This window comes from uncultured Methanobrevibacter sp. (assembly GCF_902769175.1).
Classification (GTDB): Archaea; Methanobacteriota; Methanobacteria; order Methanobacteriales; family Methanobacteriaceae; genus Methanobrevibacter.
Genome location: NZ_CACXNW010000013.1, coordinates 85,395 through 102,302 on the forward strand (window position 1 = coordinate 85,395; position 16,908 = coordinate 102,302).

The following is a 16,908-nucleotide window of genomic DNA, read 5'->3' on the forward strand; positions in this document are numbered from 1 at the left end:
GTGGAAAAATGACTAACGTTAAAGTAACTGAAAACAACACTGAAAAAGTTCAAAAAACTGAAATTGAAGAAAAAGTTCTAAAAAATCCAGATTCCTTAAATGACAGCTACCCTAGAAAAGGAAATGACATTTATAACACTCACTACTGTGCAGGCTGTGGTCATGGAATATTGCATAAGCTTATAGCTGAAGTGATGGATGAATTGGACATTCAAGACAGGTCCGTTATGATTTCACCTGTAGGCTGTTCCGTATTTGCTTATTACTACTTTGACTGTGGTAATGTTCAGACTGCTCACGGAAGGGCTCCTGCAGTAGCTACTGGTATCTCAAGAGCTGAAGACGATGCTATTGTAATGAGCTATCAAGGAGATGGAGATTTAGCATCTATTGGATTGAATGAAACATTACAGGCAGCTAACCGTGGAGAAAAAATCGCAGTATTCTTTGTAAACAATACAGTTTATGGTATGACTGGTGGTCAAATGGCACCAACCACTCTTGTTGGTGAAAAAACCGTCACTTGTCAAAACGGTAGGGATCCTCATTATGCAGGTTATCCTTTACACATGTGTGAGCTTGTTGACAATCTCAAGGCACCTGTATTTATTGAAAGGGTATCTTTAGCTAATCCAAAACTTATCAGAAAAGCTAAAATAGCTATTAAAAAGGCATTGATGATTCAAAAGGAAGGTAAAGGTTATTCCTTCGTTGAAGTTTTATCACCTTGTCCAACCAACATCAGAAGAGATGTCAAAGGTGTTGAAGACTTCCTGATTAATGAAATGGGTAAGGAATTCCCAGTAAAAAGATTCAGAGATTTATCCAAAGAAAGGGAACCTAAAGAAAGACCTGTCAGTGACTTTTCAATCGAATCTCTTGATAAGGTATTTGGTGTAGACAGAACCAAAGAGTTTGGTGAAGTTTCAGAAGACTTTGAAGACTGCAAAGTAAAAATCGTAGGATTTGGAGGTCAAGGAGTTTTATCCACAGGTCTTACACTTGCTCAAGCAGCATGTTCTGAAGGTAAGGAAGTGTCATGGTATCCAAGTTATGGTCCTGAACAAAGAGGAGGAACCTCCAATTGTTCTGTAACCATTTCTGCAAATACAATCGGATCTCCTGTAGTGGAAGAATGTGATGTTTTGATTGCAATGAACAAGCCATCCCTTAAAAAGTATTCCATTGATGTGAAAGCTGGTGGAACAATTCTCTATGATTCCAGAGCCGGAAACTACAGCAAAGACAATCTTGATATTAAAGAAGATGTTGAAATCATTTCCATTCCTGCAAGGGAAATAGCAACTGAAATAGGTAATGCAAAAGCTATGAACACAGCTATTTTAGGCGCTTTGATGGAACTTGGAAAAGACAGTCCAATCCTATCTCAAAATGCCTTTGCAGAAGGAATCAAGGAAACCTTTGCAGCTAAACCTAAGCTTATCGACATAAACTTAAAGGTTTTAGAAGCTGGAGCTAAATGGTTAAGAGAAAACCATTAGGTTTTTTCTTTTCATTTATTTTATCTTTTTTATTATTTTTTCATTTAATTTTATGTTCCTTTTCTATTGTTTTTCATTTTTCATTGATTTTACTTATTTCTGGTTTTCATATTTTATTATTCTTTTATAATTTAGTTTATTAAATTAAATTTGTGTTTGTGACACCTTCTCATTATTACTTTTTTTACTATTTCAAACTAATTTTATTATTTTAAAAAGATTTATTATATAAAAAATTGAAATAATTATTTGAAAGAATCTTATTTTTAAAACTAAATAGAGGAGATATTATCACTAATGATTACAACTTTAATGCATTGGAAGCTAAAGACCAATGTGTTAAATGGATTCAAGATTTTTTTGAAGAAAACGGAAAGGATTGCAATGCAGTTGTAGGAATCTCAGGAGGTAAGGATAGCTCTGTAGTTGCAGCATTATGTGTTGAAGCCCTTGGAAAAGATAGGGTCATTGGAGTATTAATGCCTAATGATGTCCAATCAGATATTGATTGTGCCAAACTGCTTATTAGTCATTTAGGCATAAAGCATTTCATAATCAATGTTAAGGATTCAGTTAATGGAGTGCTTGATCAATTGTCATTATCTAGAATTGAAATCTCTGAGCAAACTATAATAAATCTTCCTCCAAGAATTCGAATGTCTGTTCTATATGCAGTGTCCCAATCTAATAATGGAAGGGTGGCAAACACCTGCAACCTATCTGAAGATTGGGTAGGATATGCAACCCGTTATGGTGATGGTGCTGGAGACTTTTCACCACTCTCAAACCTAACAGTAACTGAAGTTAAGGAAATAGGAAGGACACTTAATTTACCGATAGAGTTAGTAGATAAAGTACCAATTGATGGACTCTCTAATCAATCTGATGAAGAGAAGCTTGGATTTACTTATGATGTATTGGACAAGTATATACGAACTGGTGAAATTAGCGATAAAAAGACAAAAGATAGAATAGATTACCTTCATGAACTTAATAGGTTTAAGCTGGAGCTTATGCCAAGTTTTGAATATAAATGAGTTCACTTAAAGTTATATTTTTAAAATTATCTTTATTTGATTTTTTTTTAGAAGTGATTTTATGGCTGATAAATTTAGCAAAGAGACACGAAGCTATGTCATGTCAAGGATTAGAGGCAAGGACACCAAGCCTGAAATTCTTGTTCGAAAGTACTTGTTTTCAAGAGGTCTCAGATTCCGCAAGAATGATAAGAGATATCCTGGACGTCCTGATATTGTGCTTCCTAAATACAAGACTGCTGTCTTTGGTCATGGCTGTTTCTGGCATCTTCATGATGGATGCAAGTATGCTAAAATGCCAAAGTCCAATGTTGATTATTGGGAGAAAAAGCTCTATGGCAATAGGGAACGTGATAAGCATAATCAGAAAGAGCTTAAGGAAATGGGATGGAATGTTCTCACCGTTTGGGAGTGTGAATTGAAGAATGACAAGCGTGATGAGACACTTGAAGTCCTATACACTCGAATAACCTCTGAGGACAAGAAGTATTGAAATTTTCATTCCAATTATGTCTTTGCTATTTTTTAATTCTTTTTTTTCCATTATTATTTATTTTTAAATTATTTGGTCTTATTTGTTTTAATAATATGAAATAATGGTATTACTAAATTCCAATATTTTCGCTATTTTTATTATTTATCATGATTTGTAATTATTTATAATGATTTAACACGATTTATTTTCAAAAATAAAGATTGTTCGTAGTTTATACTGGAAAATACGAACAGTTAAAAAAGGAAATAATATGTATTTATATACTAGTTCCTAAATACTATTAGTAAGTATGATTTTTTTAAGTAAAAAAAGATCATATTAATTCATGTTCTATAAAAATATAGAACTTTAAAAATGGAGTTGCTAAATGTTCATGACTGTATTTTTTAGTTTCTTAGTATTTTTAGGATTATTAGTTTTCCTAAACGAGGTAGATGTAGTCCTCGATTACATATGAGCTATATGTAATGATACTTTACATTCACATTTGCGGATTGTATCAATATAATAATAGATGTAACTATTATTTATTTTGTTTTTTAATTAAGTTTTTTAAAAACTTAATTCTTTAATTCTTTTTTTTTAATTTTCACTATTTATCATGATTTATTTTATATTTCTTTAATTCTTTTTTTTGATTTTCATTATTTTTCATGATTTATTTTATATTTCTTTAATTCTTTTTTTTGATTTTCTCTTTTTTTTGATTTTCATTATTTTTCATGATTTATTTTATATTTCTTTAATTCTTTTTTTCATTTTTCTATTTTTCTTTTTTCTTTGTTATTTTCTTCTCATACTTTTTATTACAATCTTTGTAAACTCATTTCTAATATTTAACTAAATATTATATACTTTAATAAATATAATTAATATAATATAGATTTTTAAATGATTACAAATCTATTTTAATTATACTAATTAAATATTATTCAAAAAGATTAAGAGGAATTAAATGACTTATAAAGAAATTTCCAAAGAGTTTTTAGATAAGGCCAATGTTACCATTGGTGATACAATAAAGGTAACAAGGTAACAAAGGAAGATATTTCCTATGAGGGAATATTGCTTGACAGATCTGAAGATGCAAAAGATGCTTATATAGTAATTAAACTTGACAGCGGTTACAATGTTGGAGTAAACATTGAATCTGCTGCTATTGAACTTATTGAAAAGGGAGACAAGCCTAAGATTGGTTTTGAAGGAGATAAAATAGAAAAAGACCCAAATAAGAAAAACATCTCCATCATATCAACTGGTGGTACAGTATCTTCCATTATCGACTACAAGACTGGTGCTGTACATCCTAAATTCACTGCAGAGGATTTGCTTAGAGCAAACCCTGAATTATTAGACCTTGCAAATTATGATGTAAAGGCTTTATACAATATTTTATCTGAAAATATGCAGCCTGAATATTGGACTAAAGCTGCAGAATCAATTTCAGATGACATCAATGATGGGGCTGATGGTATTGTCATTGCTCATGGTACAGACACTATGCATTACACTTCAGCTGCATTGAGTTTTATGATCAAGACTCCGGTTCCTATTGTGATTACAGGTGCTCAAAGAAGTTCAGACAGGCCATCAACAGATGCATTCCTTAATATTTACAACTCCTGTGGAGCTGCATTGTCAGACATTGCAGAAGTTACAGTCCTTATGCACAATACATTGAATGATGGTGACTGTGCACTTCATAAGGGTACTAAGGTGCGCAAGATGCACACAAGCAGAAGAGACACATTTAGAAGCATTGATTCAGAGCCAATAGCTCTTTTAAGGGATGGAAAAGTCAAATCCGTAAACTTGCCATACATTAAGCGTGGAGAAAATGAGCTTGAATTGAACACAGCTATTGAAAGCAAGGTTGCACTTATCAAATCATTCCCAGGAATAAGCTCTGACATAATTGATTATCACATTGATAAGGGATACAAAGGATTGCTTATTGAAGGAACTGGACTTGGACATGTGCCAGATTATATGATTGACACATTAAAGCGTGCAAATGATGAAGGAATCCCAGTTGTAATGACTTCCCAATGCTTATATGGAACAATCAATATGAACGTTTACAGTACTGGAAGACTATTACTTGATGCAGGTGTAATTTCCGGTATGGACATGACTCCTGAAACTGCCTTTGTAAAATTGGCATGGGCTTTAGGACAAACTGAAAATATGGATGAAGTTAAGAATATTATTCAAACCAATATTGCTGGAGAATTAAATGAAAGTTCTTCACTTAAATATTTCTTGAATTAGGGAGGAAAAAGAATGGCTAAAAACAAATCTAAAAAAGGAAACAAAGGAAACAAGAATGAAAAGTCTAAAACTCCTAAAATAGAAAGAAATTGGGAAGAGCTTGGACTTATGATGGGTTTGGAAATCCACCAGCAATTGAATACAAACCATAAGCTCTTCTGTCCATGTTCAACTGAGCTTACTGATGATGAGTTTGATGATGGAATCATTAGAAACCTAAGGCCAACCCAAAGTGAATTAGGTCAAATAGACAGAGCTGCATTACAGGAATCCTTAAGGGATATGACATTTAAGTATGAATCCTTTAACAATCACACATGCCTTGTTGAAACTGATGATGAACCGCCTCACGCATTGAATAGGGAAGATTTAGATATTTGTATTACAATAGCTTCACTTTTAAACATGAAAATGGTTGATGAATTCCATACAATGAGAAAACAGGTAATCGATGGAAGTAACACTGGAGGTTTCCAAAGAACCGGTCTTGCAGCAACTGACGGTTACTTAGACACTCCTTATGGAAGAGTTGCCATTGAATCCTTAGGGCTTGAAGAGGATGCAGCAAGAAGAATTGATTCAGATGATGAATTCACTGAATTCAGACTTGACAGATTAGGAATTCCTCTTGCAGAAATCACTACAGACCCTTCCATGCACCATCCAGAGCAAATCAAGGAAGTTGCATATATGATTGGTCAGGTCTTAAGAAGCACTAATGTAAAAAGAGGTCTTGGAACAATCAGACAAGACGTAAACATCTCTATTACAAGAGGTGCAAGAGTGGAGATCAAAGGTGTGCAGGACCTTGACCTAATGCCTGAAATTGTGGAAAGAGAGGTTCAAAGACAATTGGCACTTGCTGACATCAAGGATGAATTGATTGAAAGAAATGCAAGTGTTGAAGAGACCATCTATGACCTTGATGAAGTGTTTAAGGACACTTCCTCTAAGATCTTATCCTCTGCAGCATGCATTAAGTGTATCATATTAAGAGGCTTTGATGGATTGATTGGAAAAGAGATTCAGCCAGGTAGAAGATTTGGTACTGAATTGTCCAGCTATGCTAAAAAGATGGGAGTTTCCGGTCTTTTCCACACAGATGAATTACCTGCATATGGTATTCAGGAAGATGAAGTAAATGCTATGAAGGAGTTCTTGAAGATAGGTCCTCAAGACGCCATCATCATTGTTGCTCACGATGAGGATGTTGCTGTAAATGCTCTAAATGAAGTAATAAGAAGAGCTAACATGGCATTTGATGGTGTTGTAGAAGAGACAAGAAAAGCATTGGATGATGGAAACACTGAATATATGAGACCTCTTCCAACTGCAAACAGAATGTATCTTGAAACAGACATTCCATTGTTCCAAATTACTGATGATATGATTGAGCCTATTAAAAACAACCTTCCTGAACTTCCTGATGAGAAGAAGGAAAGAATCAAGGCAGAGTACAAGCTCTCTGAAGATTTAGCAAATCAGATTGTAAGAAGATTGCTTGGAGACACTTTCGAATCATTATTATCTAAGGTTAAGGTAGATCCTACTACTGTTGCTTCTGTACTTGTTTCTGATTTAAGGGACTTAAGAAGAGAAGGAATTGATGTTTCAATTTTTGATGAAGATAAATTAGCTGAAATATTCTCACTTCTTGAAGAAGGAAAAATCTCTAAGGATGCATTGAAGGACTTAATGGTTGAAGTCAGTAAAAAACCAGATGAAGACGTTGGTGTCATTGCAGAAGAAGCTAATTTAACTCTTTTAAGTGAAGATGCAGTTAGGGACATTATTCATGAAATAGCCACTCAAAATGAGTCTATGATTAAGGAACGTCAAATGGGTGCTATGGGTCCTTTAATGGGAATGAGCATGAAAAAACTTAAAGGAAAAGCAGATGGTAGTTTAGTGAATAAGATTGTAAGAGAAGAGATTCAGAATTTAATGAATTAATCTTCCTCTTTTTTCTTTTCTTTTTTTTATTTTTATCTAGTAATATTATTTTATTGATTTTATTTGTACTTTTTTAAGATTTTATTGAATTCTTTTAAGTCTATTTTTTCACTTTCCCTTTCTTTTAAATCAATATTCAAGTTATCATCATTAAAGATGATTTTTTTACCTTTATAATTATCTAAATTCCTTAAAAAATCATTTACTCTATCTATAAGTTTTATGATTTCATCTTGATTCTTTGGATGAGCTAACTCTAAAATAGGAATATCCCTATTTTTCATTATGTTTATGACAAGACTGTGTTCATTGATGCATCCGGTTCCTCCAAATAGGATCAGTTCATTCAACACGTCATACATAGGCTTATAATCCTTTGGCCTATGTCCTAAGATAATTGCAGCATCAGCATTCTGTATAATTACATCCATTAGTGATAATCTTCCTCTGACTCCTGATGGGACTTCATTGGTTGTATACTTATTTCCAATTAATATCCTATCACCATATAATGTGAATGGAGCCCTGCTTCTGTCTAGTTTATCCTCTGGATCCTCATTTTCATTATTGTTGTATTTTGAAAAATTTGTAGGGGAGATATATTCGTGTCCATTTTTTTCAATTAGAGGTATGATAATCATTGCTGCATCAGGTATAACTGCCACTTTCATTTTTTTAGCTCGATTAAGGTTTTTCATTTATTTTTAATATAATTTTAAAATATTTGAACTCTTATAATATTATTTTAAAATATTTGGAGTTTAATAATATTATTTTAAAATATTTGAATTCTTAAAATGTTATTTTAGAATATTTGAAGTCTTATAATATTATTTTAAAATATTTGAACTCTTTTTGATTTTTTAATATCCGTTTCGAAATAGTCTTATTTAATTATTTTTATATTAAAATATATAAATAAGTAAGAATAATTAGTTAATTAAGAAAACAATTTTATAATTTTCTTTTAATTTATAAATTATTGAATATTATTAATTATTAAATGATTTAAGTATTTTTTAGTCAAATTCTAATTTGGTGTTATTATGGAAGAGTACGATATTATAATTATTGGAGCAGGTCCTGCTGGATTGACTGCAGGAATATATGCCGGCAGACAAAACTCTAAGACTTTAGTTATTGATAAGTCAAGTGCTGGTGGATTAGGATTGGAAGTGCCTATGATGCAGAATTATCCTGGTTTTGAATCTATTTCCGGAATGGAATTGATTCAAAAGATGAAGGCTCAAAGCGAAAATTATTGTGAAATATTGGAAAACACAGTAATTGATTCAATTGAAAAAACAGAAGATGGATTTCATTTGAAAACTAAATATTCTCCTTTATTAATGACTGAAGATGATGATGGAGCTAAGGAATTCATTGCCAAATCCATTATCTTAGCTACTGGAGCATCTCACAGACATTTGAACATACCTGGAGAGGAAGAGTTTTTAGGTCGTGGAGTGGCATACTGTGCAACATGTGATGGAATGTTTTTCATAGGAAAGGATGTTCTTATGGGTGGCGGCGGCAATAGTGCTGCTGCAGAGTCATTATACCTTAAAAACCTTGGATGCAATGTCAAATTGGTTCACAGACGTGATGAGCTTAGATGTGAACACCACCTTCAAAAGGCATTAGAGGAAAATGGAATTGAAGTTCTTTGGAATTCCACTATTGAAGAGATTAAGGGAGAAATGATGGTTAATTCAGTTACTCTTTTAAGGGATGGAGTTGAAGAGGACTATAAAACAGATGCAGTATTTGTTGCAATCGGTGATGATCCTTCCAATGATTTGGCAAAGGATTTAGGTGTTGCCCTTGATGAAGGAGGATATATCATAACTGATAAAAAACAGGCTACCAATGTTAAAGGAGTTTATTCTGCAGGTGATATTACAGGTGGAGTAAAACAGTGGATTGTAGCATGTGGTGAAGGTGCGGTAGCTGCCATATCTGCTTATGAAGATTTAAATTTATAATCAAACTATTATTTTGTTTGATTTTTTTATTTTCTATTTTTTATATTAAATTTATTATTTAGTATGTTTTTTTTCTATATTTTTTAATCAAATTTATTATTTCATTTGATTTTTTGTCTATCTTATTTATTTGTATAAATACGAACTATTTTATGATTCCAAAAAAAAAAAAGAAAAATTAAGATATTCGGCTATTTAACCAAATATCTTGTCAACAGCTATTGTTAAGATTTTTGCCCTTTTATTGGTCACTGATTTTTTCTCATAAGTCCAGGTTTCAAATACAAATGTTGGAACACCTGCTTTAATAAGAGGCAAGTGTATATATGGAGGACTTGTTTGAGTTGGAGGTGACCAATATAGCATCTTGGAATTCGGTTCTATTTTTTTAATGGTTGCAATAGTCTTTTTAGCTAATTTCATAGAAGGAGCATGCTTATTTTTAGGAACATGAATAAAGTATGTCTTAGCATAGGTTTTTCCACTTGTTGAGTGAATGTCGATAACCAATTTGAAGTTTTGTTTCTTTGCATGAGGAACAATGTAGTTTTTAGCAAGGATTTGTCCTCTCATTCTGTCAGTGGAGTATTCTCCTGACTTTTTAGTAACATCAATCTTATATATGTAATACTTATATCTCATATTGATCTTGTTTGTCAAGACCTTGTAAACATATTCATGTGCCTTATGCTCTGGAGGATGGAGACCTACAACATATGCTATTTTTATTTTAGAGCTGCGGTTTCCTATTATTCCTTGGAAATATACTTTTCCATTGCTGTTTTTTCCAATGAGCTTGCTATTAAAGACATTTATTTTGGTTGTTATTCCAGTTGGAACATAATTGCCTTTTCCATAATATTTAACTACCAAATCATATAACTTTGATTTTCTGTTTATTTTTAATGTTGCCAAACCATTCTTATTTGTGGTTTTGTTATATGTTCTTCCATCAAAGCTAACTAAAATGCTATGTTTGGATATTGCTTTTCCTGCTTTGGTTTTCAAATAGATCTTTAAGGTTTTATTCACTATGACTCCATGTGAAGCAAGAGTTATTTTAGCGTAGATTGGCTTGCCAATCACTCTTAGATTAAAGGTTTTATTTGTTGTTTTGTATATGGAATTGCCATAAAATTTCATGATGGTCTTATAGGTTTTTCCAGCTTCATTAATTTTAAATTTAGCAATTCCCTTGCTGTTTGTAATAGCAGAATGAGTTTTTCCATTGAGTCTAAGAGCTACCTTTTCATTTGCAATGCCTTTATTTGAACTGTCTTTTAGATTAACTTCCAAATAATCTCCTTTGATTACAAAAACTTTAGCAGTTAAGTATGCTTTCTTCAATGCAGGTTTCGGAGTGTCTAAAACAGTATCTTCATTGATTTGAGAACTGTCTCCAGCCTCAATTGTTTCAGATACCTCTTGAGCATTTGCATCAGCTTTTAAATTTGAGTCTTCATCATTAGTTTTTAAATCGCTTATGGCAGCATCATCAGTTGAATTCAATTGATCAATTTCTGTGCTGTCACTTAAAACATCTTGAGAAAATGAATCTGTTGTCTGTTCTATTTCTCCAGCAGATATCATGTTGATATTTATGATTACTAAAAAGATTAGTAAAACATAAAAAATTCTGAATATTCTTTTATCCATTATCATCCCTCCTTTTTGGAGTTTTTTTTTAAAACAATACTTATACTATATTTTTTTAATCTATTTAATATAAATTTATTGATTTAGATTTTGAGAGTGTTTTACAAAATCATATAAAAATAAATATTTTTTAAAAAAAGTATAATAAAAATAGAAAATTTTTATAAAATGTTTAAGATAGGGTATGGGTTTATAAATGGTTATGATTTTTTTTTTAAATGTTTAAGATAGGGTATGGGTTTATAAATGGTTATGATTTTTTTTTTTTAAATGTTTAAGATAGGGTATGGGTTTATAAATGGTTATGATTTTTTTTTTTTTTAATGNTAAGATAGGGTATGGGTTTATAAATGGTTATGATTTTTTTTTTTTTAATGTTTAAGATAGGGTATGGGTTTATAAATGGTTATGATTTTTTTATAATATTTTTAAGTGGGGGTATGGCTTTATAAAGGATTATATTTTTTTTATAAACTGTTTAAAAAAAGTGCTGTTTAGAATAATAAAAATTCTTAAAAATTGTTTAAAAAATAATTAGTAATTTAAAAAATAGAAAGTTTAAAAAAAGCTTAAAAATTAAATAAAAATATAATGGCTATATGAAATAGCTAAAAAATAAAATAGTTATGATTCTATTGTTTTTCAGTTATGTAAAGATAAAAGACATAAGCTATTGCTAAAACAACAAGAACCGGTAATAGCCATGCGAATAATTTGATTAGCACTGCCAATACAATAATTATTATTAAGTATGTAATTAATTCATCGGTTTCCATATTATTTATTTTTCATTTAATACTATTTAAAATTTTGTTTATTTGGTGGTTTTTTTTAATTTTAAGATTTCATTCTTATCGAGTTTTGCAATTTTTTTTGTATTGAAAATCAATATATTGAATTTTTTTTCATTTTCTCATTTTTCACTTTCAAATCTAATAAACTTATATATAATATTAAATATAATATAAATTATTATAATAATTATATAAAAACAAATATTTAGTTTTATAATATAAATATTATAGGGTATGTTTATTCAATAAATAATTTTGAGCGATTATATGACAATTTTAGTTATTAACAACAAAGGCCAATACAATCACCGAATTCAAAGAAGCTTACAATATCTTAAAATTCCTTCTCAGTTGGTTAGCAATGAACTGACTATTGAAGAAATTGAAGCAAAAGAACCTATCGGTTTAATTTTAGGAGGTGGTCCTTCAATTGATGGTGTAGGTAATGCTGCAGAGTATATTAAGCACTTTGATATTCCTATTCTTGGAATTTGTTTAGGTCATCAATTAATAGCTAAGACATTTGGTGGAGAGGTTTCAACTTCAGATACTGAAAGTTACGCTCAAGTAAAAATAGATCTTTTAGATACTGAAAACCTTTTTAAGGGGCTTGAATCTCCTCTTGATGTTTGGAGCTCCCATAAGGATGAAGTTCATACTCTTCCAGAAGGATTTGACATAATTGCAACATCCTCTCTATGTGACATTGAAGCAATGAAGCATAAGGAAAAGGAGATTTATGGAATTCAGTTCCATCCAGAGGTTCATCATACTCCAAAAGGTGAATTTATCTTTAAGAATTTTTATGAGATTTGTCAAAAGTTCAATGAGGAATAATTTTTCAATTAACTAAGTGGTCAGAATTATTGTGAATAAATTTAAAAGAATGAATTAAAAAGAATTTAAGAAATAATATTTATTTTTTAATTTTAACTTCAAAAAAGGGTTGATTAAATATGTTTGATAATGTGGATGACTTCAAAAAGAAAGCAGTAGACAACAAAGCTAACTTAAAATTCAAAACCATTAGCATTCCTATCGGTGACGGCGAACAAGATTTCAGAATCACTGGTATTGGTGAAAAAGCTATTAAAATTGAAAAATACGTAAAATATGAAGATATGATGGATGCTGTAATGGACGGCAAAGACGAAGGCTTAGAAGCTATCATTATGGAATTCATCGAAGATTTCGAATAGATTGACTGTTAGTGGATTGTCTAAACTTGTATTTTTTAGATTTAGAATAGATTGGCTGTTTGTAGAGTCTAAAATTGTATTTTTAGATTCAATGGATTGATCTATCAAGTTCTAAAATATTTTTTAGATAATTTTTAACCATCTTGATGATGAATTATTCTTAAAAGACAATTTAGACAATTCTATGAATGATTTTGATTATTTTTTAAATAATTATTAAAGGTATTTTTATGTTAAGCCCAAAAGAATTTATTGAAGATGCTACACGCAAAATCAAAGATGAAATTGGTGATGAAAAAACAATCATAGCTTTATCTGGTGGAGTTGATAGTTCTGTATGTTCTGTTCTCACTCAAGAAGCTATTGAAGATAACTTAACTGCAATATTTGTTAACCATGGTTTATTAAGGGAAGGAGAAGCAGAACAAGTCTGTGCAGTCTTTGAAGAAAGATTAAACTTTAAATATGTTGATGCTTCCGATGAGTTCTTGTCTGAACTTGAAGGTGTTGATGATCCTGAAGAAAAAAGGAAAATCATTGGAAGAGTGTTCATTGAAGTCTTTGAAAGAGAAGCACAAGCAGTTGATGCTAAATACTTGGTTCAAGGTACTATTGCTCCTGATTGGATTGAAACCGAAGGTGAAATCAAGACTCACCACAATATGGCATTGCCAAGCGGTATGGTTTTAAAGGTAGTTGAACCAGTTAGAGACTTATATAAGGATGAAGTAAGAGAAGTCGGTACTGAATTAGGTCTTCCAGATAGCATTGTCCAAAGACAACCTTTCCCAGGTCCAGGTCTTGGTGTAAGAGTTGTTGGAGCTTTAACAAGAGAAAACTTAGCTGTTTGTAGAGCTGCAGATGCTATTGTAAGGGAAGAAGTAGAAAAAGCTGGTTTAGATAAGGATTTATGGCAATATTTCGCTGTACTTACTGACACTAAGGTTACTGGTGTCAAAGGTGATGAAAGAGACTTTGGCTATTTGGTTGTAATCAGATTGATCAGTTCCATTGATGCTATGACTGCAACTGTTCCTGAAATGCCATGGGATGTAATAAGAACCATTTCCCGCAGAATCACTTCTGAAGTTTCTGAAGTTACTCATGTTGCTTTATCCATTAGTGATAAACCACCTAGTACCATTGAATTCTGTTAATTAAGGTTAAATTAGTTTATTTAAACTAATTTTAACTATTTTCATTTTTAAACACTATATTAAACCATCATCATTAAATTGTTTTATTATTTAGATTACATGAGAACTTATAGGCTAATGTTTTAGCATTATCATGAAAACATTGTGTCTAATTATTTTAGCATTTTTATGAAAACATTGTGGACATTTGTTTTAGTAAAATTATGAAAACTTTAGACTAATTGTTTTAGTATTATTATGAAGACATTTAAGGCTAATTATTTTAAGGTATTATTATGAGAACATCTAAGGCTACTAAAAACGCTTATTTGGAAAAGCTGACTGAAAAGGTAAAGATGAATTCAGTCGAAGTAGGAAAGGACTTAGATGGGAGTACACCTCCTTCAGTTTTTATAGGTCTCTGGAGTTATCCTAAGGTATATGCTGGACCTATGATGGTTCCTCAGCTTGGAGACACTTATATTATGGACTCTCCAGAGCAGTGGATAGCTAATGACAAGACCCAAGAGGATATCATCACATATCGTATGAATCTTGTTCGAGGAAAGCAATTGATAGACATTAAGGATGTTGAGAATCCCTTTGTTGAAAAGCTTCAGGACATTTCCCTTGCATCAAAGTCAATTGACAGTGAAGCAACTTTTGGATCCAAGCCTGTTGGTGCAAGCTTCAACGAGGAAATCACACCTCATGGTCCAAGTGCAATTATTGAAAAGTTCGATATTGATGCAGTGAGATGGGATAAGCAGCTTGAAAAGAGCTTTTATGACACTGACCTAAAGGCAAGGGAAGCAGTGATGAATCTTCACAATAAGGATGTTCCTTTCACAGCAATGCAAAAGGCTTTCTCTGTAGGTGCATTTGGTCTTAAGAAGAATCGAAAATTGGTTCCAACAAGATGGTCCATTACAGCATGTGACAGCACAATTGCAGATAGCCTGCTTAAGGAAGTGAGACATTATCCTATTATGGATACACACAGGGTTTATGAGTTTTCAAGCCTGAACAATTATTATGCAATCATCTTAACACCTACAGAATGGCAGTATGAATGGTTTGAGGCATTCATTAAGGTCTTAGGTGGAGAGGAAATGATGTTTTCAGACTATGAAACTAACACCAACAAAACAGAATATTCCTGTGTTGGAGGATGCTATTATTCAGCTAAAATGGCTGTTCTTGATAAGTTGGCTAAGCTTAAGCTTCAGTCAGGTGTAATTATTCTTAGAGAAGCTTATTCTGGCTATATTCCATTGGGAGTGTTTAATGTACGAGAAAACATTAAATTTGCTATGGATGGTGATTATAAGGAGTTTGAATCATTAAAGGATTCTCTTGCTTACTGTGGAACAAAATTGCAGATTCCAATCAGCAAATATGTAAGGCAAAGCAATTTATTAAAGGAATTGTTACATTCCAAACAGACTACTTTGGATAATTTCTTTAAGAAATCTCCAGATTTGCAATAATGTCAAGATTATTTCTGAAGAATATTCTGATTTACACTAATCTCTTAAGATTATTTCTGAAGAATATTCTGATTTACACTAATCTCTTAAGATTATTTCTTTTTGAAATAGGAATTAAATTATAATTACTTTTTAATTACTTTTAATTAATTTTTAATTAATTTTAAATAATTATTGATATTTATCAGTTTTATAAAAAATATTTAATTAGGTTAAAAATATGAATCTTAAATTTAAAAAACCATCTAAGGAAACACAAATGGCTATGTCAAAAGTGGCAATTGGTGAAGATAATGAAGATTATCACAGTTTGGCAGAAGATAAGCTGTCAAGCATTACAAATCATGATTATGCCAAATTGGTCAATAGTGGAAATGCAGCTATTTTAGCAATTATGAATGCAATAGATGGTTTAATTCTCATTCCTGATGAAGGTGGATGGAGTGGATTCAAGCAGTTTGCTCATTTTTTAAATAAGGATTTAAAGCTTGTAAAAACAAATCATGGTTTGATTGATTTGGAACATGTGGATGAAATAATTCACTCACCTTTTGAAAGGCCTTCTTTAAATTTAAATGATGAAAGCAGTAAATCTGCACTATTCTTAACAAGTTTTGCGGGATACACTGCTGAACAGAATATCAAGGAAATAAGCAGTTATCTTCATGAGCATAATATTCTTTTAGTTGAAGATGCTTCTGGCTCTATCACTGATTCAGAAGGAAAATTAGCAAATGGAAATTACTCAGATATCATTATTGGATCAACTGGCTCTCCAAAGATAGTGAATGTAGAAAATGGCGGATTTATTACAGCCAATGACAATTCATTTTTCAAAAATTCTTCAGTTATTTTAAAAACAGTTAAGGCAAGCAATATAACTGCCTGTGGAATAAATACGGAATTGGATTTTGCAAACGATACATTAAATAGGACAATTGAAGCTACATTGTATCTAAAGAAAAAAATAGAGTCTGAAACCAATTTTGAAGTCTTCCATCCAGATAAAAGGGGAATTAATGTAATTCTAAAAACAGATGATCATAAGGGATTGTCTTATAAATTGCGTCATGAATTTATATTGGATAGTCATGGAATGGTAACCAAATGTCCAAATTACAATAGATTAAAAACAAAAGCAGTTGCTTTGGAAATAAAAAACTTGGACATTTCCTGTCTTAATAATGATAATTTGGATTCCATTGTTGATACATTAAAGAAATTTGATTAGATTTTTTTATTTTTTCAATTCTATTTTTTATTTTAAAATAGATTTTTTTATAGAATACTTTTTTATATTAAACAGATTTTATATTTAAATAGATTTTTTAAATAGAATAATTATTTTATTTTAAAATATTTTTTTTTGAGAGGGTGTCACAAATTTAA

The 16,908-nt window shown here is 31.2% G+C and carries 12 protein-coding genes and 1 pseudogene; 11 read left to right on the top strand and 2 right to left on the bottom strand.

What is annotated here, in order from left to right:
* Positions 1 to 8: 8 nt before the first annotated feature.
* The 5 genes and pseudogenes from QZV12_RS05925 to gatE all read left to right on the top strand — a co-directional run bounded on the left by QZV12_RS05925 (position 9) and on the right by gatE (position 7,259).
* Positions 9 to 1,502 carry a 2-oxoacid:acceptor oxidoreductase family protein gene (locus tag QZV12_RS05925; protein ID WP_295618720.1) on the top strand — a complete coding sequence of 498 codons (1,494 nt, stop codon included), beginning with the start codon at positions 9 to 11 and terminating at the stop codon, positions 1,500 to 1,502.
* Positions 1,503 to 1,819: 317 nt separating this feature from the next.
* Positions 1,820 to 2,539: an NAD(+) synthase gene (gene nadE / locus QZV12_RS05930; RefSeq protein ID WP_295618723.1), complete on the top strand. Its 720-nt coding sequence runs from the start codon at positions 1,820 to 1,822 to the stop codon at positions 2,537 to 2,539.
* A 61-nt stretch (positions 2,540 to 2,600) separates the two neighbouring features.
* Positions 2,601 to 3,032, top strand: a complete 432-nt coding sequence (locus tag QZV12_RS05935) for a very short patch repair endonuclease (RefSeq protein ID WP_295618726.1) — start codon at positions 2,601 to 2,603, stop codon at positions 3,030 to 3,032.
* Positions 3,033 to 3,990: 958 nt separating this feature from the next.
* Positions 3,991 to 5,306: pseudogene (gene gatD, locus QZV12_RS05940) on the top strand (Glu-tRNA(Gln) amidotransferase subunit GatD).
* 12 nt (positions 5,307 to 5,318) lie between these two features.
* Positions 5,319 to 7,259, top strand: a complete 1,941-nt coding sequence (gene gatE, locus QZV12_RS05945; RefSeq protein ID WP_295618729.1) for a Glu-tRNA(Gln) amidotransferase subunit GatE — start codon at positions 5,319 to 5,321, stop codon at positions 7,257 to 7,259.
* Positions 7,260 to 7,318: 59 nt separating this feature from the next.
* Here the strand turns inward: gatE and QZV12_RS05950 are convergent, their stop codons facing one another.
* Positions 7,319 to 7,930 (bottom strand): DUF2112 family protein, encoded by a 612-nt coding sequence (locus QZV12_RS05950; protein ID WP_295618732.1) that lies wholly within the window; start codon positions 7,928 to 7,930, stop codon positions 7,319 to 7,321.
* A 375-nt stretch (positions 7,931 to 8,305) separates the two neighbouring features.
* Here QZV12_RS05950 and QZV12_RS05955 point away from each other — a divergent pair, with 375 nt between their 5' ends.
* A complete protein-coding gene (locus QZV12_RS05955) occupies positions 8,306 to 9,244 on the top strand; it encodes an NAD(P)/FAD-dependent oxidoreductase (RefSeq protein ID WP_295618735.1) in 939 nt (312 codons plus the stop codon).
* Between the two features lie 195 nt (positions 9,245 to 9,439).
* Here QZV12_RS05955 and QZV12_RS05960 read toward each other — a convergent pair whose 3' ends face one another.
* Positions 9,440 to 10,900, bottom strand: a complete 1,461-nt coding sequence (locus QZV12_RS05960; RefSeq protein ID WP_295618738.1) for a hypothetical protein — start codon at positions 10,898 to 10,900, stop codon at positions 9,440 to 9,442.
* Positions 10,901 to 11,961: 1,061 nt separating this feature from the next.
* On the opposite strand from QZV12_RS05960, the gene QZV12_RS05965 reads away from it, so the two are divergent.
* The 5 genes from QZV12_RS05965 (at position 11,962) to QZV12_RS05985 (ending at position 16,750) form a co-directional block, all read left to right on the top strand.
* Positions 11,962 to 12,531 carry a GMP synthase subunit A gene (locus QZV12_RS05965; RefSeq protein ID WP_295618741.1) on the top strand — a complete coding sequence of 190 codons (570 nt, stop codon included), beginning with the start codon at positions 11,962 to 11,964 and terminating at the stop codon, positions 12,529 to 12,531.
* Between the two features lie 119 nt (positions 12,532 to 12,650).
* Complete coding sequence (locus QZV12_RS05970) at positions 12,651 to 12,893, top strand: hypothetical protein (protein WP_295618744.1); 243 nt, start codon at positions 12,651 to 12,653, stop codon at positions 12,891 to 12,893.
* Between the two features lie 230 nt (positions 12,894 to 13,123).
* On the top strand, positions 13,124 to 14,050 hold the full coding sequence (guaA, locus tag QZV12_RS05975) for a glutamine-hydrolyzing GMP synthase (protein ID WP_295618747.1): 927 nt from the start codon (positions 13,124 to 13,126) through the stop codon (positions 14,048 to 14,050).
* A gap of 275 nt (positions 14,051 to 14,325) precedes the next feature.
* Entirely contained in the window at positions 14,326 to 15,519 is a 1,194-nt protein-coding gene (locus QZV12_RS05980; protein WP_295618750.1) for a hypothetical protein, read from the top strand.
* 220 nt (positions 15,520 to 15,739) lie between these two features.
* Positions 15,740 to 16,750 carry a DegT/DnrJ/EryC1/StrS aminotransferase family protein gene (locus tag QZV12_RS05985; RefSeq protein WP_295618752.1) on the top strand — a complete coding sequence of 337 codons (1,011 nt, stop codon included), beginning with the start codon at positions 15,740 to 15,742 and terminating at the stop codon, positions 16,748 to 16,750.
* Positions 16,751 to 16,908: the final 158 nt, after the last annotated feature.

Coding starts and splice junctions, on each gene's coding strand:
- QZV12_RS05965 (WP_295618741.1), top strand. CDS start 11,962: ATGACAATTTTAGTTATTAACAACAAAGGCCAATACAATCACCGAATT.
- QZV12_RS05955 (WP_295618735.1), top strand. CDS start 8,306: ATGGAAGAGTACGATATTATAATTATTGGAGCAGGTCCTGCTGGATTG.
- QZV12_RS05925 (WP_295618720.1), top strand. CDS start 9: ATGACTAACGTTAAAGTAACTGAAAACAACACTGAAAAAGTTCAAAAA.
- QZV12_RS05985 (WP_295618752.1), top strand. CDS start 15,740: ATGAATCTTAAATTTAAAAAACCATCTAAGGAAACACAAATGGCTATG.
- QZV12_RS05960 (WP_295618738.1), bottom strand. CDS start 10,900: ATGGATAAAAGAATATTCAGAATTTTTTATGTTTTACTAATCTTTTTA.
- QZV12_RS05970 (WP_295618744.1), top strand. CDS start 12,651: ATGTTTGATAATGTGGATGACTTCAAAAAGAAAGCAGTAGACAACAAA.
- QZV12_RS05980 (WP_295618750.1), top strand. CDS start 14,326: ATGAGAACATCTAAGGCTACTAAAAACGCTTATTTGGAAAAGCTGACT.
- QZV12_RS05935 (WP_295618726.1), top strand. CDS start 2,601: ATGGCTGATAAATTTAGCAAAGAGACACGAAGCTATGTCATGTCAAGG.
- guaA (WP_295618747.1), top strand. CDS start 13,124: ATGTTAAGCCCAAAAGAATTTATTGAAGATGCTACACGCAAAATCAAA.
- QZV12_RS05950 (WP_295618732.1), bottom strand. CDS start 7,930: ATGAAAGTGGCAGTTATACCTGATGCAGCAATGATTATCATACCTCTA.
- gatE (WP_295618729.1), top strand. CDS start 5,319: ATGGCTAAAAACAAATCTAAAAAAGGAAACAAAGGAAACAAGAATGAA.